Genomic DNA, 12,572 nt, shown 5'->3' on the forward strand with positions numbered 1-12,572 from the left:
AGGACTGAGATGACGGCAGGCACACCGGCAGACACCGGTATCCCTCGCGACGCAGAGGGCGGCTACATCGACGGCAACGCGCTGGCCGGCCCTCTGGCCGAACTCTTCGCGGTCGACCTGACAGCAGCGACCAGCCAGTGCGCGCACTGCAGCAACACAGGGCCCGTAGCGCTCCTGCACGTATACCTTCAGGCACCGGGACTGGTAGCCCGCTGCCAGCAGTGTGGACAAGTGATGCTACGTCTGGTGCGCGCACCGGAGACGGTCTGGCTGGACATGAGCGGCATCACAGTAGTGTCGATCCCCGTCGGCGCCGACTGAGCCACCCATGGCCTCCCCTGCGGATGGCACGCCGTCGGCGCGGCAAGCTCGGTGGTGCCCGCCACGACCGGAAGGCGGGGCCGCTGAAAGCTGGTGGGCCACCGCTCGGGTCCCGACGACTGCTCCTCCTTCCACTACCCAGCGCAGATCGTAGGACGCTTGGTAGGAGGGCGGCCAGAAGGAGCAGAAGCGCCCCATTCTCGTCGACGGACCAGGTGCCCTCCGTCTGGCGTCCTGCCTCGAAGTAGGAGGTGCTTCCGTCGGGTTGGAAGGTCTGGGTCGTGCGGGGACTCCACCCCTTGGACGCCGCAGCACATAAGCGCACTGCTGTACACGGGCATCGACTGAGGGCCTGCTGGGCCCCGAGCCGCAAGACGGGGCGCCGAGCCGCCATGCCGTTCGGGCTCCGGGGCCCTGCCCTGGTTGCCGGTCATCGGCTCTCGGCGGCGTCCTCTTCCGTCGTCTCGAAGACGCTCAGGAACTGGCCGTAGCCCTCCTGCTCCACATCCTCCAGGGGGACGAAGCGCAGCGAGGCGGAGTTGATGCAGTACCGCAGTCCTCCGCGGTCGCTGGGCCCGTCCGGGAACAGGTGCCCGAGGTGGCTGTCCCCTTGAGCCGACCGTACTTCGACGCGGACCATGCCGTGGCTGGTATCGGGCCTCCCGACGACGTGGCCGGACTCCAGAGGCCTCGTGAAGCTGGGCCAGCCGGTCCTGCTGTCGTACTTGTCGACCGAGGCGAAGAGGGGCTCCTCGGACACGATGTCCACGCGTAATGCATCGCCCCGACTCTTACCGTGTTGCAGGGGTGCAGGGGCCGCGGGTGAGGGCCTGCCCGGGGCGCGATGCACGGGCGGACCGTTGAAGTGGTGGTCAGAAGCGGCCGCCCGTCGCGAGCCCGGCTGCCTCCCCTCACGACCGGGACGGGACGACGACGAACGGTTGCCCAATCTGCCCCATTGCTCGTGCCCGGCCCGTAGCGGCGACGCTGGGGTGCAGGTCGCCCTCGACAGGCCCGGCACGGATGTGGACGCGTGCTTCCAGGCGGCAGGGATCGTCCTGGCGCCGTCACGTCCGGCGACGGCCGACTGGTCGTCGCGTGCACCGTGACGCTGAGTCCCGACCACCTGGCGATCTGGGCTTTCGCGAGTGACGTCGCCGTCGTCGGCTCCGCGTGGGACCTCGTGCAGCGCCAACGGGACGCACCGGGTCCAGGAGAGGGCGTCCGGCTCGGCAGGGTGCTGATCTCGTATGCGTTGGGCACGCCGGGAAGGGGGCCTCCAGCAGCCACTTCCCGCGGGTCTGCGCCGCTACTCACCTGGCTGCGCCTGTTCACCTCTGATGCCCTTCGCGGCCTCCGCTTCCTCGGCTGAGATGTCCTCGGCGATGGCAAGCACCCGCCGCAGGCTGGCGGAGGGAATCACGACGCCACCGGCGCTGTCCATGTAGATGTAGTCACCGGGACTCACGCAGACACCGGAAATCTCAACAGCCACGGCGCAGGCGTAGGGCATCACCGTGTCGCCGCCCCATCGGACCGCCTCCCCCCGGCACCAGGTAGCGAATCTGTAGCCACGCAACTGGCCGAAGTCACGTAGCCGGCCGTCGGCGAGGACTCCGGCCAGCCCGGTGCTGTCTGCCCTGGCAAGCTTTGTGCCCCCGCCGTGGGACACGTCGGCGTGCCCTCCGCTGGAGAGCACGAGCACCTGGCCCGCCCCGGGCGGGTTCCCGAGTGCTCCGTAGAAGTAGTACCGGAAGTCATGGCCCTCTGCTACCAGGTCCTCGCGGTAGGGGAGAAAGGAGATGGTGGCTGCAGGCCCGAAGAGATAGCGGAGAGGGTCGGGGCTCGACATGGCGGGTATGTGCGCTCGATGGCCGTGGACCCGGTTCATGGCGTCGACGAGCGTGGCGCACCCAAGGCGGGCTGCCTTCTGAGCCGGTGTCTCGTCCTCCATCAGCTTCTTCTCTCAAAGGGCCATGGGCTCTGTCCGGCGTACCGCCGGGGCGCCGCCAGGCACCTCGGCTGGGCCAGAGCCGCGTGAAGGCTACGCGTGCCCGGCTTTCTGCATGTGCCAGAGCCTCCGTCCGCCGGGCCGGGACCCGAACCGCCGGCACTCCTCCGAGGTGGCCAGTGACGAATAGGTATGCCTGAGAACTGCGCCTAGTGTGTGAGGGTTCTTACTGTCACTCACCCTTTCAGTGTCGCGTTCACAGGCTCGCAGGGCATCTTGGCCACCGTTCTCGCCCCGGCGTCCTGTCGGGGCCGCGTCGCGTCCTCATGCTGCTCCTATGCCAATCAGGCTGCTTGCCGAAAGGAGTCCTGGTGAGTGCCGATGCGGGCGTCGTTGTGGAGGGCGCGGTAGACGCCGTCGGAGAGTCGCCGTCGCAGTGCGCGTATGGCTTCGGTGCTGGTGTTGCCCGCTTCCTTGCGTCGCTGAAGGTGGGCATGGGCATCGGGATGGTAGTGGGCCTGAGTGATCGCGATGCGGGTGCGGGCGAGGCGATGTGGCCGAGGGCCGTCGCGCCTATCCGCTTTCGACCTCGTGGAACGGTCAGCCGTCATGTCCGGTGGTACGGCTGACCAGCGTGCTCAATCGCTCTCAGGGAAGCGGGAGCAGGTGAGCGAGGAACGAGAGTTCTCGCGTCTCGGCGCCCTGCGTTTCGCCCGCCGCGTCGTCGAGCAGCAGGCCACCCGGGAGCCGGGCCTCATCGACCGGTGGATCGCCGACGAACAACGGCGCGAGGCCGAGGAGCGGCGGGGCCAGGAGCGTCGGCCGCCGACGCCGGACTGGCTCCTCGAGGTCGGTCTCAACCGGACCACGCGGTCTACATCCACCGCGGCGACTGCTGGAACGCCGGTCAACGGTCTCGCCCTGTGGCCCCAGGCCGAGGCGATGCGGGCACTCACCGACGGCGTACCTGCCTGCCTGCTCTGCCGGCCGGACAGCGAGCTGGGCGTCCTCGACTAGGTGTGGTGTCTCGGGACCTTGGTTACACGAAGTCCTCGAAGGTGAGCTGCTGCGGAATGTCCGCGAGTGGTTCGGGCGGCTGGTCGAAGACGATCCGGTGGTCGCTCCCGGCGGTCCGGCTGATGGGCGGTCGGCCGCCGAGCGCTGGGTGCGGCCGCTTCTGGTTGTAGTAGTTCACGAACTCCGCGAGCGCGGCGCGGCGTTCACGCTCGGCCGTGTAGTCGCGGACGTACGCCGCCTCGCGGGTGAGCGTCCCGTTATACCTCTCCACCTTCCCGTTCGTGCGCGGCGTGTGCGGCCTGGTCCGCTTGTGCTTCGTACCGGTTGCGGCGAGGGCGTCAGCCCAGGTTGTAGACCGGTAGCAGGCGCCGTTGTCGGTGAGGCAGCGGCGGATCGGTGTGATGCCGTGGGCGGCGAAGAACGAAACGGCCCGGTGCCAGAAGGCGACCGCGGTGACGGCCTTCTCCTCGACCAGGGCCTTGGTGTACGCGAGCCGGGAGTGGTCGTCGAGCGCCGAATGCAGGTACGTGTATCCGACCTTGCCGGAGCCGGGACCGGTGCGTTTGGAGGCGCGGGCGGACTCGGTGCCGACGCCGTGCATCCGCCGGCCGCCGCCGGTCGGGACGCGTCCGAGCTTCTTGATGTCGACGTGGACCAGGTCGCCGACCCGGTCGTGCTCGTAGCGGATGACCTCGCGCAGTTGCTCGCCGGTCGGTGGATCGAGGTCCCGGAGCCGGTTGAGTCGAACCCGCAGGCACAGGCGCAGACGTTCTTCGGGGGTCAGCGGTGCGTTCCGATGTGCCCTGCTGGTGGTGCTCCTGGACTCGGGGGCCGCGTTCACCGGGAGCCCTGGCATGTCGGGGCTCCCGGTGAGCGACTGTGCGTGGCGTCAGCGTGCGAACTTTTCGATGGCCGCTGGGGTGACGGGGGTGAAGAAGTTGACGAGGTTGCCGTCGGGGTCACGGAAGAGCAGCGACCGGTTGCCCCAGGGCATCGTGGTGGGCTCGTTGACGAAGTCGGTGACGAAGCCGGTCAGGTTCTGGTGAACGCGGTCCACGTCGTCGACGAGGAACTCGGTGATCACGCTGTGGTTGTCCGCCGGGCGGGCAGAGCCCGGGGCGAACAGCGGGACCGTGCGGGTGCCGGCGATGGCGAGGGTGGCGCCCGCGGTCTTGAGTTCGGCGAAGTCCTCGGTGGCCCACGTCGCCCGCGCCCCTGTGGCTCGCTCGTAGAAGTCGACGAGGCGCGCTACGTCGCTGGTGATGATGCGGATCGAGACGAAGTCCATGGGAATCTCCTTGGCTGTGCTGGAGGCGTGCACGTCGCAGGCTAGGAGAAATAGTGGACAGAATCGGTCCTGTATTCGCGTTAGGCTGCGGACATGCCTCGCCCCACCGGCCGCGTGCTGACACTCCTGGAGCTGCTGCAGTCGGGCGGCATCCGGACGGCGGCCGAACTCGCCGACCGGCTCGGCGTCGAAGGGCGCACCGTGCGCCGGTACGTGGACCAGCTGATCGACCTCGACGTGCCCGTGGAATCGGTGCGCGGCCGCTACGGCGGGTACCGGCTTGCCCCCGGGTACCGCTTGCCTCCGCTCATGCTCAGCGACGACGAGGCGCTGGCCGTGCTGCTCGGCCTGGTCGCGGGCCGCCGGGCAGGGTTGACGACGACGGAGCGCGCGGCAAGCGAGACGGCATCGGCGAAGATCCGGCGGGTGCTGCCCAAGCACATCGCCCGTCGGCTCGACACACTCCTGGCAGCTCTCGCCTTCACGGATCAGCCCGGCGAGTTCGACACCCCGGACGCTGGGGTCCTGCTCACGATCGCCGATGCGGTGCGCCACCACCGACCGGTCTCGATCCGCTACACCGACCGTGACGGACGGCGCAGCGAACGCACGCTGCACGCGTACGGGATCGTCGCCCATGCGGGCCGGTGGTACGTCACGGGCAAGGACGCCCAGATCGGCGAGGACCGAACCTTGCGGCTCGATCGCATCGCAGACGCGCGGACCCTGCCCGGCTCATTCGAAGCGCCCGTAGGTACCAGTCCGGCACAGCGCGTGTTGTCAGGGCTCGCCACGGCCGAGTACCAGCATGAGGTGACCTTGCGGATCCACGGGACAGTTGAGCAGATCCGCGCCCACCTTCCGGCCAGCGTCGCGAGCCTGGAGGAGCACAAGCCCGCGGCGGGCCAGGACCCGGCGGCCGAGCACTGGCTGCGCGTAGAGCTGCGGGCGGAACGACTCGACTGGTTGCCTCCGGTACTCGCCGCACTCGACCAGCCGTTCGTCATCGAGCGCCCCGATGAACTCCGCGACCTCGTCATCGCGCTCGCCGAGCGCCTCACGTCCTATGCCCGCCGAGCCTGACAGCGAGGAACCAATGTCATGAGATGGCACAACTAGGCGCTGCGCGGCCGGCGGCCGGACATCCTCTTCGCTGTGGTCTTCTTCGCCGCGGCCTTCTTGGCTGGCTGCTTCTTCGCGGCCGCCTTCTTGGGCTTCGGGAGCTCGTGCACCTCGGCGGGCCCGGCGCCCTCGCCTCGGGTGGCCTTCGCCTTCTCGACGGATGCGTTCAACGCGGCCATCAGGTCGAGCACCTGGGCCGGCGCTTCTGGCGCGGGCGCCTCTGGCAGCGGCTTCTCCTCGCGTTTCGCCTCGATGATCTGGGCGATTGCCTCGGTGTAGCGGTCCTGGAACTCGGGGCCCTCCAGGGACTCGGTGGTCATGGTGTCCATCAGGGCGAGCGCCCCCTTGATCTCGTCTTCGGTCACCTCGGTCGGCGGCGGCAGCAGCTCGGTGGGGTCGCGGATCTCGTCCGGCCAGCGCATGGCATGGAGGACGAGGACATCGTCGCGAACGCGGAGAAGCCCGAGTCTCTCCCTGCCGCTCCACGCGTACTTCGCGACGGCCACCTTGGCGGAACGCCCGAGTGCCTGGACGAGGAGCTTGTACGGCTTGGCCGCCACCTGGCTGGACGGCTGGAGGTAGTAACCCTCCGCGATCTTCAGAGGATCGATCGACCCCAAGGGCACGAACGCGTCGATCTCGATGGCGCGGGCGGTGGGCAGCGGGAGGTTACTCAGGTCCTCATCGGTGATCGGGATGACCTGAGTTTTGGTCAGCTCGTAGCCCTTGCCGATCTCGTCCTGGGAGACCTCCCGGTCCTCCAGCTCACAGATCTTCCGGTAGCGGATTCGGCCCTGGTCGGCCAGGTGGTACTGGTGGAATCTGATGCTGTGGTCCTCGGTGGCGCCCACGACGTTGATCGGTACCGTGACCAATCCGAAAGAAATAGCGCCTGACCATATGGTGCGGGGCATCGGTAGACCTCCGTGATTGCCCCGAGCACCACCAGACTACGAACGGCTCTGGCGTCCCGCATGCGCGCTCCCGGCCCGCGCCGCACTCTGAGAGGGTGACCGAGACACCGCAGGTGGTCGTCTACCCACCGGCCGAGGACGGCGGCAGGCGGGTCCGCGTCGGCAGCCGGTTCATGGGCATGGCGTACACGCTGCTCGACATCGTCGAGTTCCTACGCCGGGCCGGATCCGAAGACGTGGAGCCCGAGGACGTGGCGGGTGCGGCCTGGGTGGAGTGGCGGGGCGTCGGGCCGGACGTTTGGACGCCGCCGCCCGGCTAGGGCCACCCCATCTCGTGCCGCCGCTTGGCCGGTGGCCGGCGCGGCGGCCCCGCCCAGCGCGCAACACAGGCGAGCACGCCCCGATCCCCGGCTGCGTTCGCGCCGCCTCTCCCGCCCTGTCTCTCACTCTCAACTCCAGCCAGGGACATGGGCGAAAAGCGGCCGCCACGGGGATGTCGCACCCCCCGACCACGCCCGTACGATGGGGGTGGCCTGAGCAGCCACGCCGACGTCGGCGAGGGCTCGCGCAAGACGCAAGGGCTGGCGCAAGAGATGTTCCGCCCAGGCGGGCGCTAATCGAACAACAGTGCCATCCGGGCCGAGATTCTGCGGCCGAGGTGACTGGAGGACGTCACCGGAACAGGCGCCGTGACCACTCCCCCGCCGCCGATCGCGGAGCCCGACCGGTCCGGGCTGACCTGCCCCGGCGACCAGGTCGGCCTGCGCGCCGACTGCCAGCGCAAGACCCACAAGTACGACAGAGGGTTGAGTGTTGCGTGCGGATCCTCTGAAGTGACGCGTTGAGCTGGGAGAATGCTGGTCCGGGTGCGCCCGGGGGCTGTCGGTCTCTGCCGCGGTTTTCCGTCCTGCAGAATCGACCAGGTTGCAGGGGACCGCACTCCGGACTGCGTGAACGCCCGCCGGTGTATCCGCCCGATGTCCTTGGTCACCGCCTCAAGACGGAGCTGAAGGGCGCGTCAGGATCCTTCCTGAAGGCGGCGAAGGCCTCGCGTGCGCGGCCTTACCGGATGAGGAGGTCGCCCAGCTCGTAGCTTCCAGGCTCTCGGTCGAGGCGGACTGCTATGGCCTCATCGGGGCGACCTTGGTTTTCCAAGACGCCTGCCAGCGTCTCCCGGCGGAGGTAGAACTCGTCGTCGGTGAGGCCCTCGAGTATGGCGATGGATTCGTCGGCCCGTCCGGTTTCGGAGAGCAGCCATACCCGGAGGCGGGCCAGCTTCTCTTCCCATTCCGCCAGGTGCATGCGGCCGTCCTCGTCGTCGGCGAGCTGAGGCGGCCGGGAAGCGAGCTCAGCGAGGAGGTCGCAGGCGGTGTCGAGGTGGCCGCGTTCGACCAGCTTCATCAGCGGACCCTGTTCGTAGCAGCCGCAGTCCCGGTCGGCCAGTAGCGGGCCGGCGGCTTCCAGGGCTTCGTCGGGCCGTCCGTGGCGCACCAGCAGGTCGGCGAGATGGGCCGGCCCGCGCATGGGGTGGTCCGCCGCGGCGCGCCGGGCCACGGCGAAGGCGGCATCGGTGAGGCCGAGTTCCTCCAGCTTGCCGATCAGTTTGCCAACTGCGTACTGGCCGTAGGAGCGCTTTGTGAGCTCCTCCAGGTCCTGCAGCCGTTCGTGACGGGCTAGTAGCTGGGCGAGCTCTTCAACGACGTTCACGCTGACGGAGTTGCCGGTGCCGAGGTTTCGCTGCAGCGCCTGGACGGCCTCGTCCAGGCGGCCTTGCCGTTCCAGAACCTGCGCCGGCATGACCGTGGCCAGGAGCGGATGGCCGGTCTGCAATTCCTGCTCCACAATCGGAGTCATCAGGTCCACCACTTGTTCATCGCAGCCCGCGCCCTTGGTTGCATCCACGAGGCCCTTAGGACTCCTAGCAAAAGGAGGCCCAGAGGCGGCGCAACCAAGGAGCGGGGAGGTGGCTCCGTTGACGCTCCGATTTTCGCTGTTCGCCGTGCCACTCACCGACATCCCGCTCACGCCGCTGGTGGCCGGCCTCGCCCTTGGTGGCCGCCCGGCTAGCTTCCTTCGGCGCCTAGTTGGCGCAAGAGACTGCGGTTGTCGGTGCGTACCCACTCCTCGATGAGGCGTCCCCGGTCGTCGAAGCGGAAGATGTTGATCAGGTCGAACACGATGCGTTTGCCGTTGGGCGGCAGCGGGCCGGCCGGTGACTGGGTGAACTCGCGGGCGAAGGTGCCTTCGATCCATGTCTGGCAAGCCAGGTGGTCACCTTCGGCCACCACGATGCCGCGCCGGATCGCTCGCTCGTCGAAGGCCTCGCGCACGGAGTCGAAGTAGGCGGTGAGCCCGGCGAAGTCGGACTCGAAGCCGTCCGGCCCGTGGAAGCGAAACTTCTCCGTGTCGAAGTACGTCACGGCCTCAGCCGGATCCTCGCCCGACACCTCCAGCTCACCCGCGCGGATCAGTCGCGCCACGAGTTCGTTTCGAGTGAATCGCTGTGTCATGTCACCAGCCTGCCCCCCTCCAGTCATGCGGTCCAACGATGATTCCGCACCATTTCCATGACGAACACGCATGTTAGGCTCGCGGCCATGGCCGAGTTCACCCTTGCGGGCCTCCGCGTCGTTCACCAGGTCGCCGCCGCGGGATCCTTCACTCGGGCCGCCGAGATGCTCGGTTACACACAGTCGGCCATCTCCCGCCAGGTCGCTGCCATGGAGGCGGCAGCCGGAGCACCGATCTTCGACCGCCGACGACGAGGCGTGGCGCTCACCCCGGCAGGCCAGGTGCTCCTACGGCGCGCGACGGAGATCCTCGCCGACATGGCGGCGACCGAGCTGGAACTAGCCGGTCTGCGTGACCGGCTCGCAGGCCGCCTCACGATCGGCGCCTACCCCACCGCCGCCATGGCGTTGGTCCCGCGAGCGATGGCGCAGGTGACGTCCGGTCATCCGGGTCTCGCCGTGATCCTGGCGGAGGCCTCGACGCCCGCCCTGCTCCGGCGACTGCAGATCGGCCGGCTGGACGTGGCGGTCATCGGGGTCGGCCACGGCCTTCCGGATTACGACCTGAGCGAACTGAGGCAGACCACAGTGCTCCAAGGTGACCTTCTGGTGGCCGTCCCGGACACGCACCGGTTCGCGGGCCACGCCGGCATCACCGTGCCGGACCTCGCCCAGGAGCACTGGATCGCCGGGGACGACGCGGCGGGCGAGCCGCAGTTCGGAGCCTGGCCGACCCTGCCGGACCCCCGCATCGCCCACACCGCGCGCAGCTGGTCGACACGCCTCGGCCTGGTCGCGGCCGGCCTAGGCATCACTGTCATCCCCGATGTGGCCCTACCTGCCCTGCCGACGGGTGTACGAGCCGTGGCCGTCACCGACAGCTCCTGGCCCGGACGCGCGACTGTCGCCGTGACCCGGCCACGCCCTTCCGCCCAGGCACAGGCGATGGTGACAGCCCTGCAGAATCAGGCCGCCTGTCTCCACAACGCCTGACTCCGGGCAGGAACGGCCTGAGGACGCCTACAAGAAGAGGTCTTCAGGCGACGCCGGCACATGATGCTGCAGCCGAGAGTGAGGAAGGCCTGGTGCAGGTCGTCGCGGATCTCCCAGCGGGTGCGCAGGCGGCGGAACCAGTGCAGGAGCGCCAAGCCGGCTTCGACGACCCAGCGGTGAACGCCAAGGCCGGAGCCGTGCTGGCTGCCGCGGCGGGCGATGACCGGGCGGATGGTGGGGATATTCGAATCTCCCCACCCGGTGCTCGGGCAGTCCTCAGGGTTGCTCGACTTGATTCCCCGGGCAGCCCCGCGCTGACCTGCGGACGGGCGCCACAAGGGAGGGACCGCCCGCCAGCCGGCCAGCACCAGGGCCGTGGCGGCCGGTCCAGGGTGCGCGCAGCGCATCGCGCGAGCGACGCCGAAGGCGCCCTTGACGGGCCGGCGCGGCCCGGACACGACCGGGCGGCCCCGGCTCATGGGCCCCAGTAGTACTCGCCGAAGAAGCAACGGAGTAGCCCCTGACCTGGCCGGTTGGTGCGGAGCCGGCGGCTCGTTGGGCTGAACGAGTGAGTCCGGCGGCGAGGGGGGCGGGCAGATGGCAACGCGGGTGTTCTCCGATGAGGAGTTGGAGGCCCTGCGCTCCTTCCCGGCGATCGGTAAGCACCGCAGTAGGCGTCAGCGTCAACATCAGGAACACAGTGACCGGCCGGAACTTCGGCGGAAAGGAGACTTACGGCCTGGACACCAGTGGTGGCAATACTTGCGAAGCGATCGGCCGGACCCACCACTTGTACAGCGGTGGCAACTCGTTCTGGAACAGCGGAGCAGGCCAGCACGGGAACTGCGGCGAACAAGGGCTGTCGACCCGCATCAGCCCGGGGGCCTGGCCCAAGCTGCCGAACTCAACCCAAGGGGGAAACTTGCCTAGTTGGACTGGACGCGTCACCAAAGCCTTCGTCGCTGGCGCCATCGCCGTCGCAGGCGTGGTCGCCGGCACGGGAAGCGCCCACGCAGACCCCGCGACAGCCTGCCGAGCGGGGAGCAACAGCCCCACGGTCAATGTCACCAACACCATCTCCATCGGCTCCTGCTACTACGTCGAAGGCAACGGCTACACCATCTGGGGCTGGATCCCGTACCAGAACAACTCCGGCAGCGCCGTGACGTACTGCGCGCACGCGATCAACGTTTACAACCCCGGCGGCCCCTGGGCCCACGACTTCGGTTGCGACAGCACTACTGACGCGCGGGAGGGGATGGCCTACCCGGGAAAGGCGCAGCCGTACCGGGGCTGGGGCTGGCAGACCTGGGATGCGCCGGCGGGCTCGTACGTGATCTCGGCCGGGTTCTGGTTGAACGGCCGCTACCTCGGCGACGTTGAGAGCCCGATGACCAAGATCGGCGATCACTAAGGGGCAAGCACATGCCCGAGTGGACCGGTGGCGGTGCCAACGAGGGTGACGCCGCCACAAATACGGCTGAGGACACCACCGCGGCCACCGAGGCGGACATGACCGCCGCGGAGCAGACCGAGCCAGCCAGCGAGTGACGGAGCAGCACGAAGGCCCGGCACCCGTGATCGGATGCTGTTGGTTTACTTGGGGGCCCGTCTACTTCGCTCCGTCGATCGTGAGATCGGCGGAGCGAAGTGCTGCGAAGTGGCCGGTGCGGGTGCGGGATCTCGGTGTGCCGGTGATGTGGGCGTCGATCCGGAACAGGTTGATCGCCGCTCCGGTGATGAGTGGCGTGACCGTACGGCGCGGCCAGGGCTACACCCTCCGCGTCCCCGCGGTCCACCGTCAGCTCCTCGGCCACTGCGAGCCGCTCGACAGCCCTTCAGTGATCCCGGCACAGAACTTCCCCAGTCTGTTGATAACCCGACCGAGCGGGGCGAGGAGCATCCCTGGTCGTTTTCAAGAATCCCCATCAGCGGATGCCCAGGCCGCGCAAGTCGCGGCGATAGGTGTCGTAGTCGTAACCACGGTCGGCATACAGCACATCGATGCCGTGCGCTTCCACGATCACGTGATGCTTGCTGCCGGTCCGGCCCCGGTCCACCGGAGACGGCCCGGTCTTCGCGCCGCCCTTCATCGCCCGCAGGTGCGATCCGTCGACCGCCGCCTGGGACAGATCCAGCTGGTCGGCCGCCCGCAGCTCGGCGAGCAGCAGTTCGTGCAGGCCTGCCACACCCCGGCCTCATGCCGGTCCCGCAGTCTGCGCCAGCACGTGCTCCCCGAGCCGTGTCCCAGCTCCTGCGGCAGGAACTCCCAGGGGATCCCCGTGTACAGCACGAACAGGATCCCGCTGAGCACCCGCCGTTCATCCAGCCGTTTGCGCCCCGGCCACCGGGCACAACGCTCGACCACCGGCAGCAGCGGAGCGATACGCTCCCACAGCCCGTCATCGACCTCCCACGGCCTGCGCTGCCCCATCCCCACCCCGATCCATCGGATG

The 12,572-nt window shown here is 68.7% G+C and carries 15 protein-coding genes and 2 pseudogenes; 8 read left to right on the top strand and 9 right to left on the bottom strand.

What is annotated here, in order from left to right; all coding sequences use genetic code 11:
- Positions 1-9: 9 nt before the first annotated feature.
- Positions 10-321 (top strand): DUF6510 family protein, encoded by a 312-nt coding sequence (locus SRB17_RS42110; RefSeq protein ID WP_153547061.1) that lies wholly within the window; start codon positions 10-12, stop codon positions 319-321.
- Positions 322-751: 430 nt separating this feature from the next.
- Here the strand turns inward: SRB17_RS42110 and msrB are convergent, their stop codons facing one another.
- Together msrB and SRB17_RS42120 are read right to left on the bottom strand one after the other, a co-directional pair.
- Positions 752-1,171 (bottom strand): peptide-methionine (R)-S-oxide reductase MsrB, encoded by a 420-nt coding sequence (gene msrB / locus SRB17_RS48740; protein ID WP_416237139.1) that lies wholly within the window; start codon positions 1,169-1,171, stop codon positions 752-754.
- A gap of 459 nt (positions 1,172-1,630) precedes the next feature.
- Complete coding sequence (locus SRB17_RS42120) at positions 1,631-2,275, bottom strand: RraA family protein (protein ID WP_153547063.1); 645 nt, start codon at positions 2,273-2,275, stop codon at positions 1,631-1,633.
- Positions 2,276-2,643: 368 nt separating this feature from the next.
- Here SRB17_RS42120 and SRB17_RS42125 point away from each other — a divergent pair, with 368 nt between their 5' ends.
- Positions 2,644-2,901 carry a hypothetical protein gene (locus SRB17_RS42125; protein ID WP_153547065.1) on the top strand — a complete coding sequence of 86 codons (258 nt, stop codon included), beginning with the start codon at positions 2,644-2,646 and terminating at the stop codon, positions 2,899-2,901.
- Between the two features lie 37 nt (positions 2,902-2,938).
- Entirely contained in the window at positions 2,939-3,289 is a 351-nt protein-coding gene (locus SRB17_RS47810) for a DUF6233 domain-containing protein (RefSeq protein WP_323377511.1), read from the top strand.
- 22 nt (positions 3,290-3,311) lie between these two features.
- Here the strand turns inward: SRB17_RS47810 and SRB17_RS42135 are convergent, their stop codons facing one another.
- Both SRB17_RS42135 and SRB17_RS42140 read right to left on the bottom strand, forming a co-directional pair.
- Positions 3,312-4,145 carry an integrase core domain-containing protein gene (locus SRB17_RS42135; protein WP_153547067.1) on the bottom strand — a complete coding sequence of 278 codons (834 nt, stop codon included), beginning with the start codon at positions 4,143-4,145 and terminating at the stop codon, positions 3,312-3,314.
- A gap of 33 nt (positions 4,146-4,178) precedes the next feature.
- Positions 4,179-4,577: a VOC family protein gene (locus tag SRB17_RS42140; protein ID WP_153547069.1), complete on the bottom strand. Its 399-nt coding sequence runs from the start codon at positions 4,575-4,577 to the stop codon at positions 4,179-4,181.
- 93 nt (positions 4,578-4,670) lie between these two features.
- Between SRB17_RS42140 and SRB17_RS42145 the strand changes: the two genes are divergently transcribed.
- A complete protein-coding gene (locus tag SRB17_RS42145; RefSeq protein WP_153547071.1) occupies positions 4,671-5,660 on the top strand; it encodes a helix-turn-helix transcriptional regulator in 990 nt (329 codons plus the stop codon).
- 32 nt (positions 5,661-5,692) lie between these two features.
- Here SRB17_RS42145 and SRB17_RS42150 read toward each other — a convergent pair whose 3' ends face one another.
- Positions 5,693-6,613, bottom strand: coding sequence for a Ku protein (locus SRB17_RS42150; RefSeq protein WP_153547073.1), 921 nt, complete (start codon positions 6,611-6,613; stop codon positions 5,693-5,695).
- A 95-nt stretch (positions 6,614-6,708) separates the two neighbouring features.
- Between SRB17_RS42150 and SRB17_RS42155 the strand changes: the two genes are divergently transcribed.
- Complete coding sequence (locus SRB17_RS42155; RefSeq protein ID WP_153547075.1) at positions 6,709-6,933, top strand: hypothetical protein; 225 nt, start codon at positions 6,709-6,711, stop codon at positions 6,931-6,933.
- Between the two features lie 742 nt (positions 6,934-7,675).
- Here SRB17_RS42155 and SRB17_RS42160 read toward each other — a convergent pair.
- A complete protein-coding gene (locus tag SRB17_RS42160) occupies positions 7,676-8,515 on the bottom strand; it encodes a hypothetical protein (RefSeq protein ID WP_194294325.1) in 840 nt (279 codons plus the stop codon).
- Positions 8,516-8,676: 161 nt separating this feature from the next.
- Positions 8,677-9,123, bottom strand: a complete 447-nt coding sequence (locus tag SRB17_RS42165) for an ester cyclase (protein ID WP_228396619.1) — start codon at positions 9,121-9,123, stop codon at positions 8,677-8,679.
- 87 nt (positions 9,124-9,210) lie between these two features.
- On the opposite strand from SRB17_RS42165, the gene SRB17_RS42170 reads away from it, so the two are divergent.
- Complete coding sequence (locus SRB17_RS42170) at positions 9,211-10,116, top strand: LysR family transcriptional regulator (protein ID WP_153547079.1); 906 nt, start codon at positions 9,211-9,213, stop codon at positions 10,114-10,116.
- On the opposite strand, the pseudogene SRB17_RS47180 reads toward SRB17_RS42170, so the two are convergent.
- Positions 10,089-10,349: pseudogene (locus SRB17_RS47180) on the bottom strand (hypothetical protein); the annotation flags it as partial. The gene SRB17_RS42170 and the pseudogene SRB17_RS47180 overlap by 28 nt on opposite strands.
- Positions 10,350-10,816: 467 nt before the next feature.
- On the opposite strand from SRB17_RS47180, the gene SRB17_RS42175 reads away from it, so the two are divergent.
- Together SRB17_RS42175 and SRB17_RS47815 are read left to right on the top strand one after the other, a co-directional pair.
- A complete protein-coding gene (locus SRB17_RS42175; RefSeq protein WP_153547081.1) occupies positions 10,817-11,530 on the top strand; it encodes a hypothetical protein in 714 nt (237 codons plus the stop codon).
- A gap of 11 nt (positions 11,531-11,541) precedes the next feature.
- Positions 11,542-11,667 (top strand): hypothetical protein, encoded by a 126-nt coding sequence (locus SRB17_RS47815; protein WP_267133501.1) that lies wholly within the window; start codon positions 11,542-11,544, stop codon positions 11,665-11,667.
- A gap of 383 nt (positions 11,668-12,050) precedes the next feature.
- Here SRB17_RS47815 and SRB17_RS42185 read toward each other — a convergent pair.
- Positions 12,051-12,550 (bottom strand): annotated as a pseudogene (locus tag SRB17_RS42185) (transposase); the annotation flags it as partial.
- Positions 12,551-12,572: the final 22 nt, after the last annotated feature.

The sequence above is a fragment of the Streptomyces sp. RB17 genome (assembly GCF_009604455.1).
GTDB lineage: Bacteria > Actinomycetota > Actinomycetes > Streptomycetales > Streptomycetaceae > Streptomyces.

What these genes read in the sequence shown, in the direction of transcription:
- SRB17_RS42120 (WP_153547063.1), bottom strand. Translation starts at nt 2,275, where the DNA reads ATGGAGGACGAGACACCGGCTCAGAAGGCAGCCCGCCTTGGGTGCGCC.
- SRB17_RS47815 (WP_267133501.1), top strand. Translation starts at nt 11,542, where the DNA reads ATGCCCGAGTGGACCGGTGGCGGTGCCAACGAGGGTGACGCCGCCACA.
- SRB17_RS42165 (WP_228396619.1), bottom strand. Translation starts at nt 9,123, where the DNA reads ATGACACAGCGATTCACTCGAAACGAACTCGTGGCGCGACTGATCCGC.
- SRB17_RS42145 (WP_153547071.1), top strand. Translation starts at nt 4,671, where the DNA reads ATGCCTCGCCCCACCGGCCGCGTGCTGACACTCCTGGAGCTGCTGCAG.
- SRB17_RS42135 (WP_153547067.1), bottom strand. Translation starts at nt 4,145, where the DNA reads ATGCCAGGGCTCCCGGTGAACGCGGCCCCCGAGTCCAGGAGCACCACC.
- SRB17_RS42140 (WP_153547069.1), bottom strand. Translation starts at nt 4,577, where the DNA reads ATGGACTTCGTCTCGATCCGCATCATCACCAGCGACGTAGCGCGCCTC.
- SRB17_RS42110 (WP_153547061.1), top strand. Translation starts at nt 10, where the DNA reads ATGACGGCAGGCACACCGGCAGACACCGGTATCCCTCGCGACGCAGAG.
- SRB17_RS42150 (WP_153547073.1), bottom strand. Translation starts at nt 6,613, where the DNA reads ATGCCCCGCACCATATGGTCAGGCGCTATTTCTTTCGGATTGGTCACG.
- SRB17_RS42170 (WP_153547079.1), top strand. Translation starts at nt 9,211, where the DNA reads ATGGCCGAGTTCACCCTTGCGGGCCTCCGCGTCGTTCACCAGGTCGCC.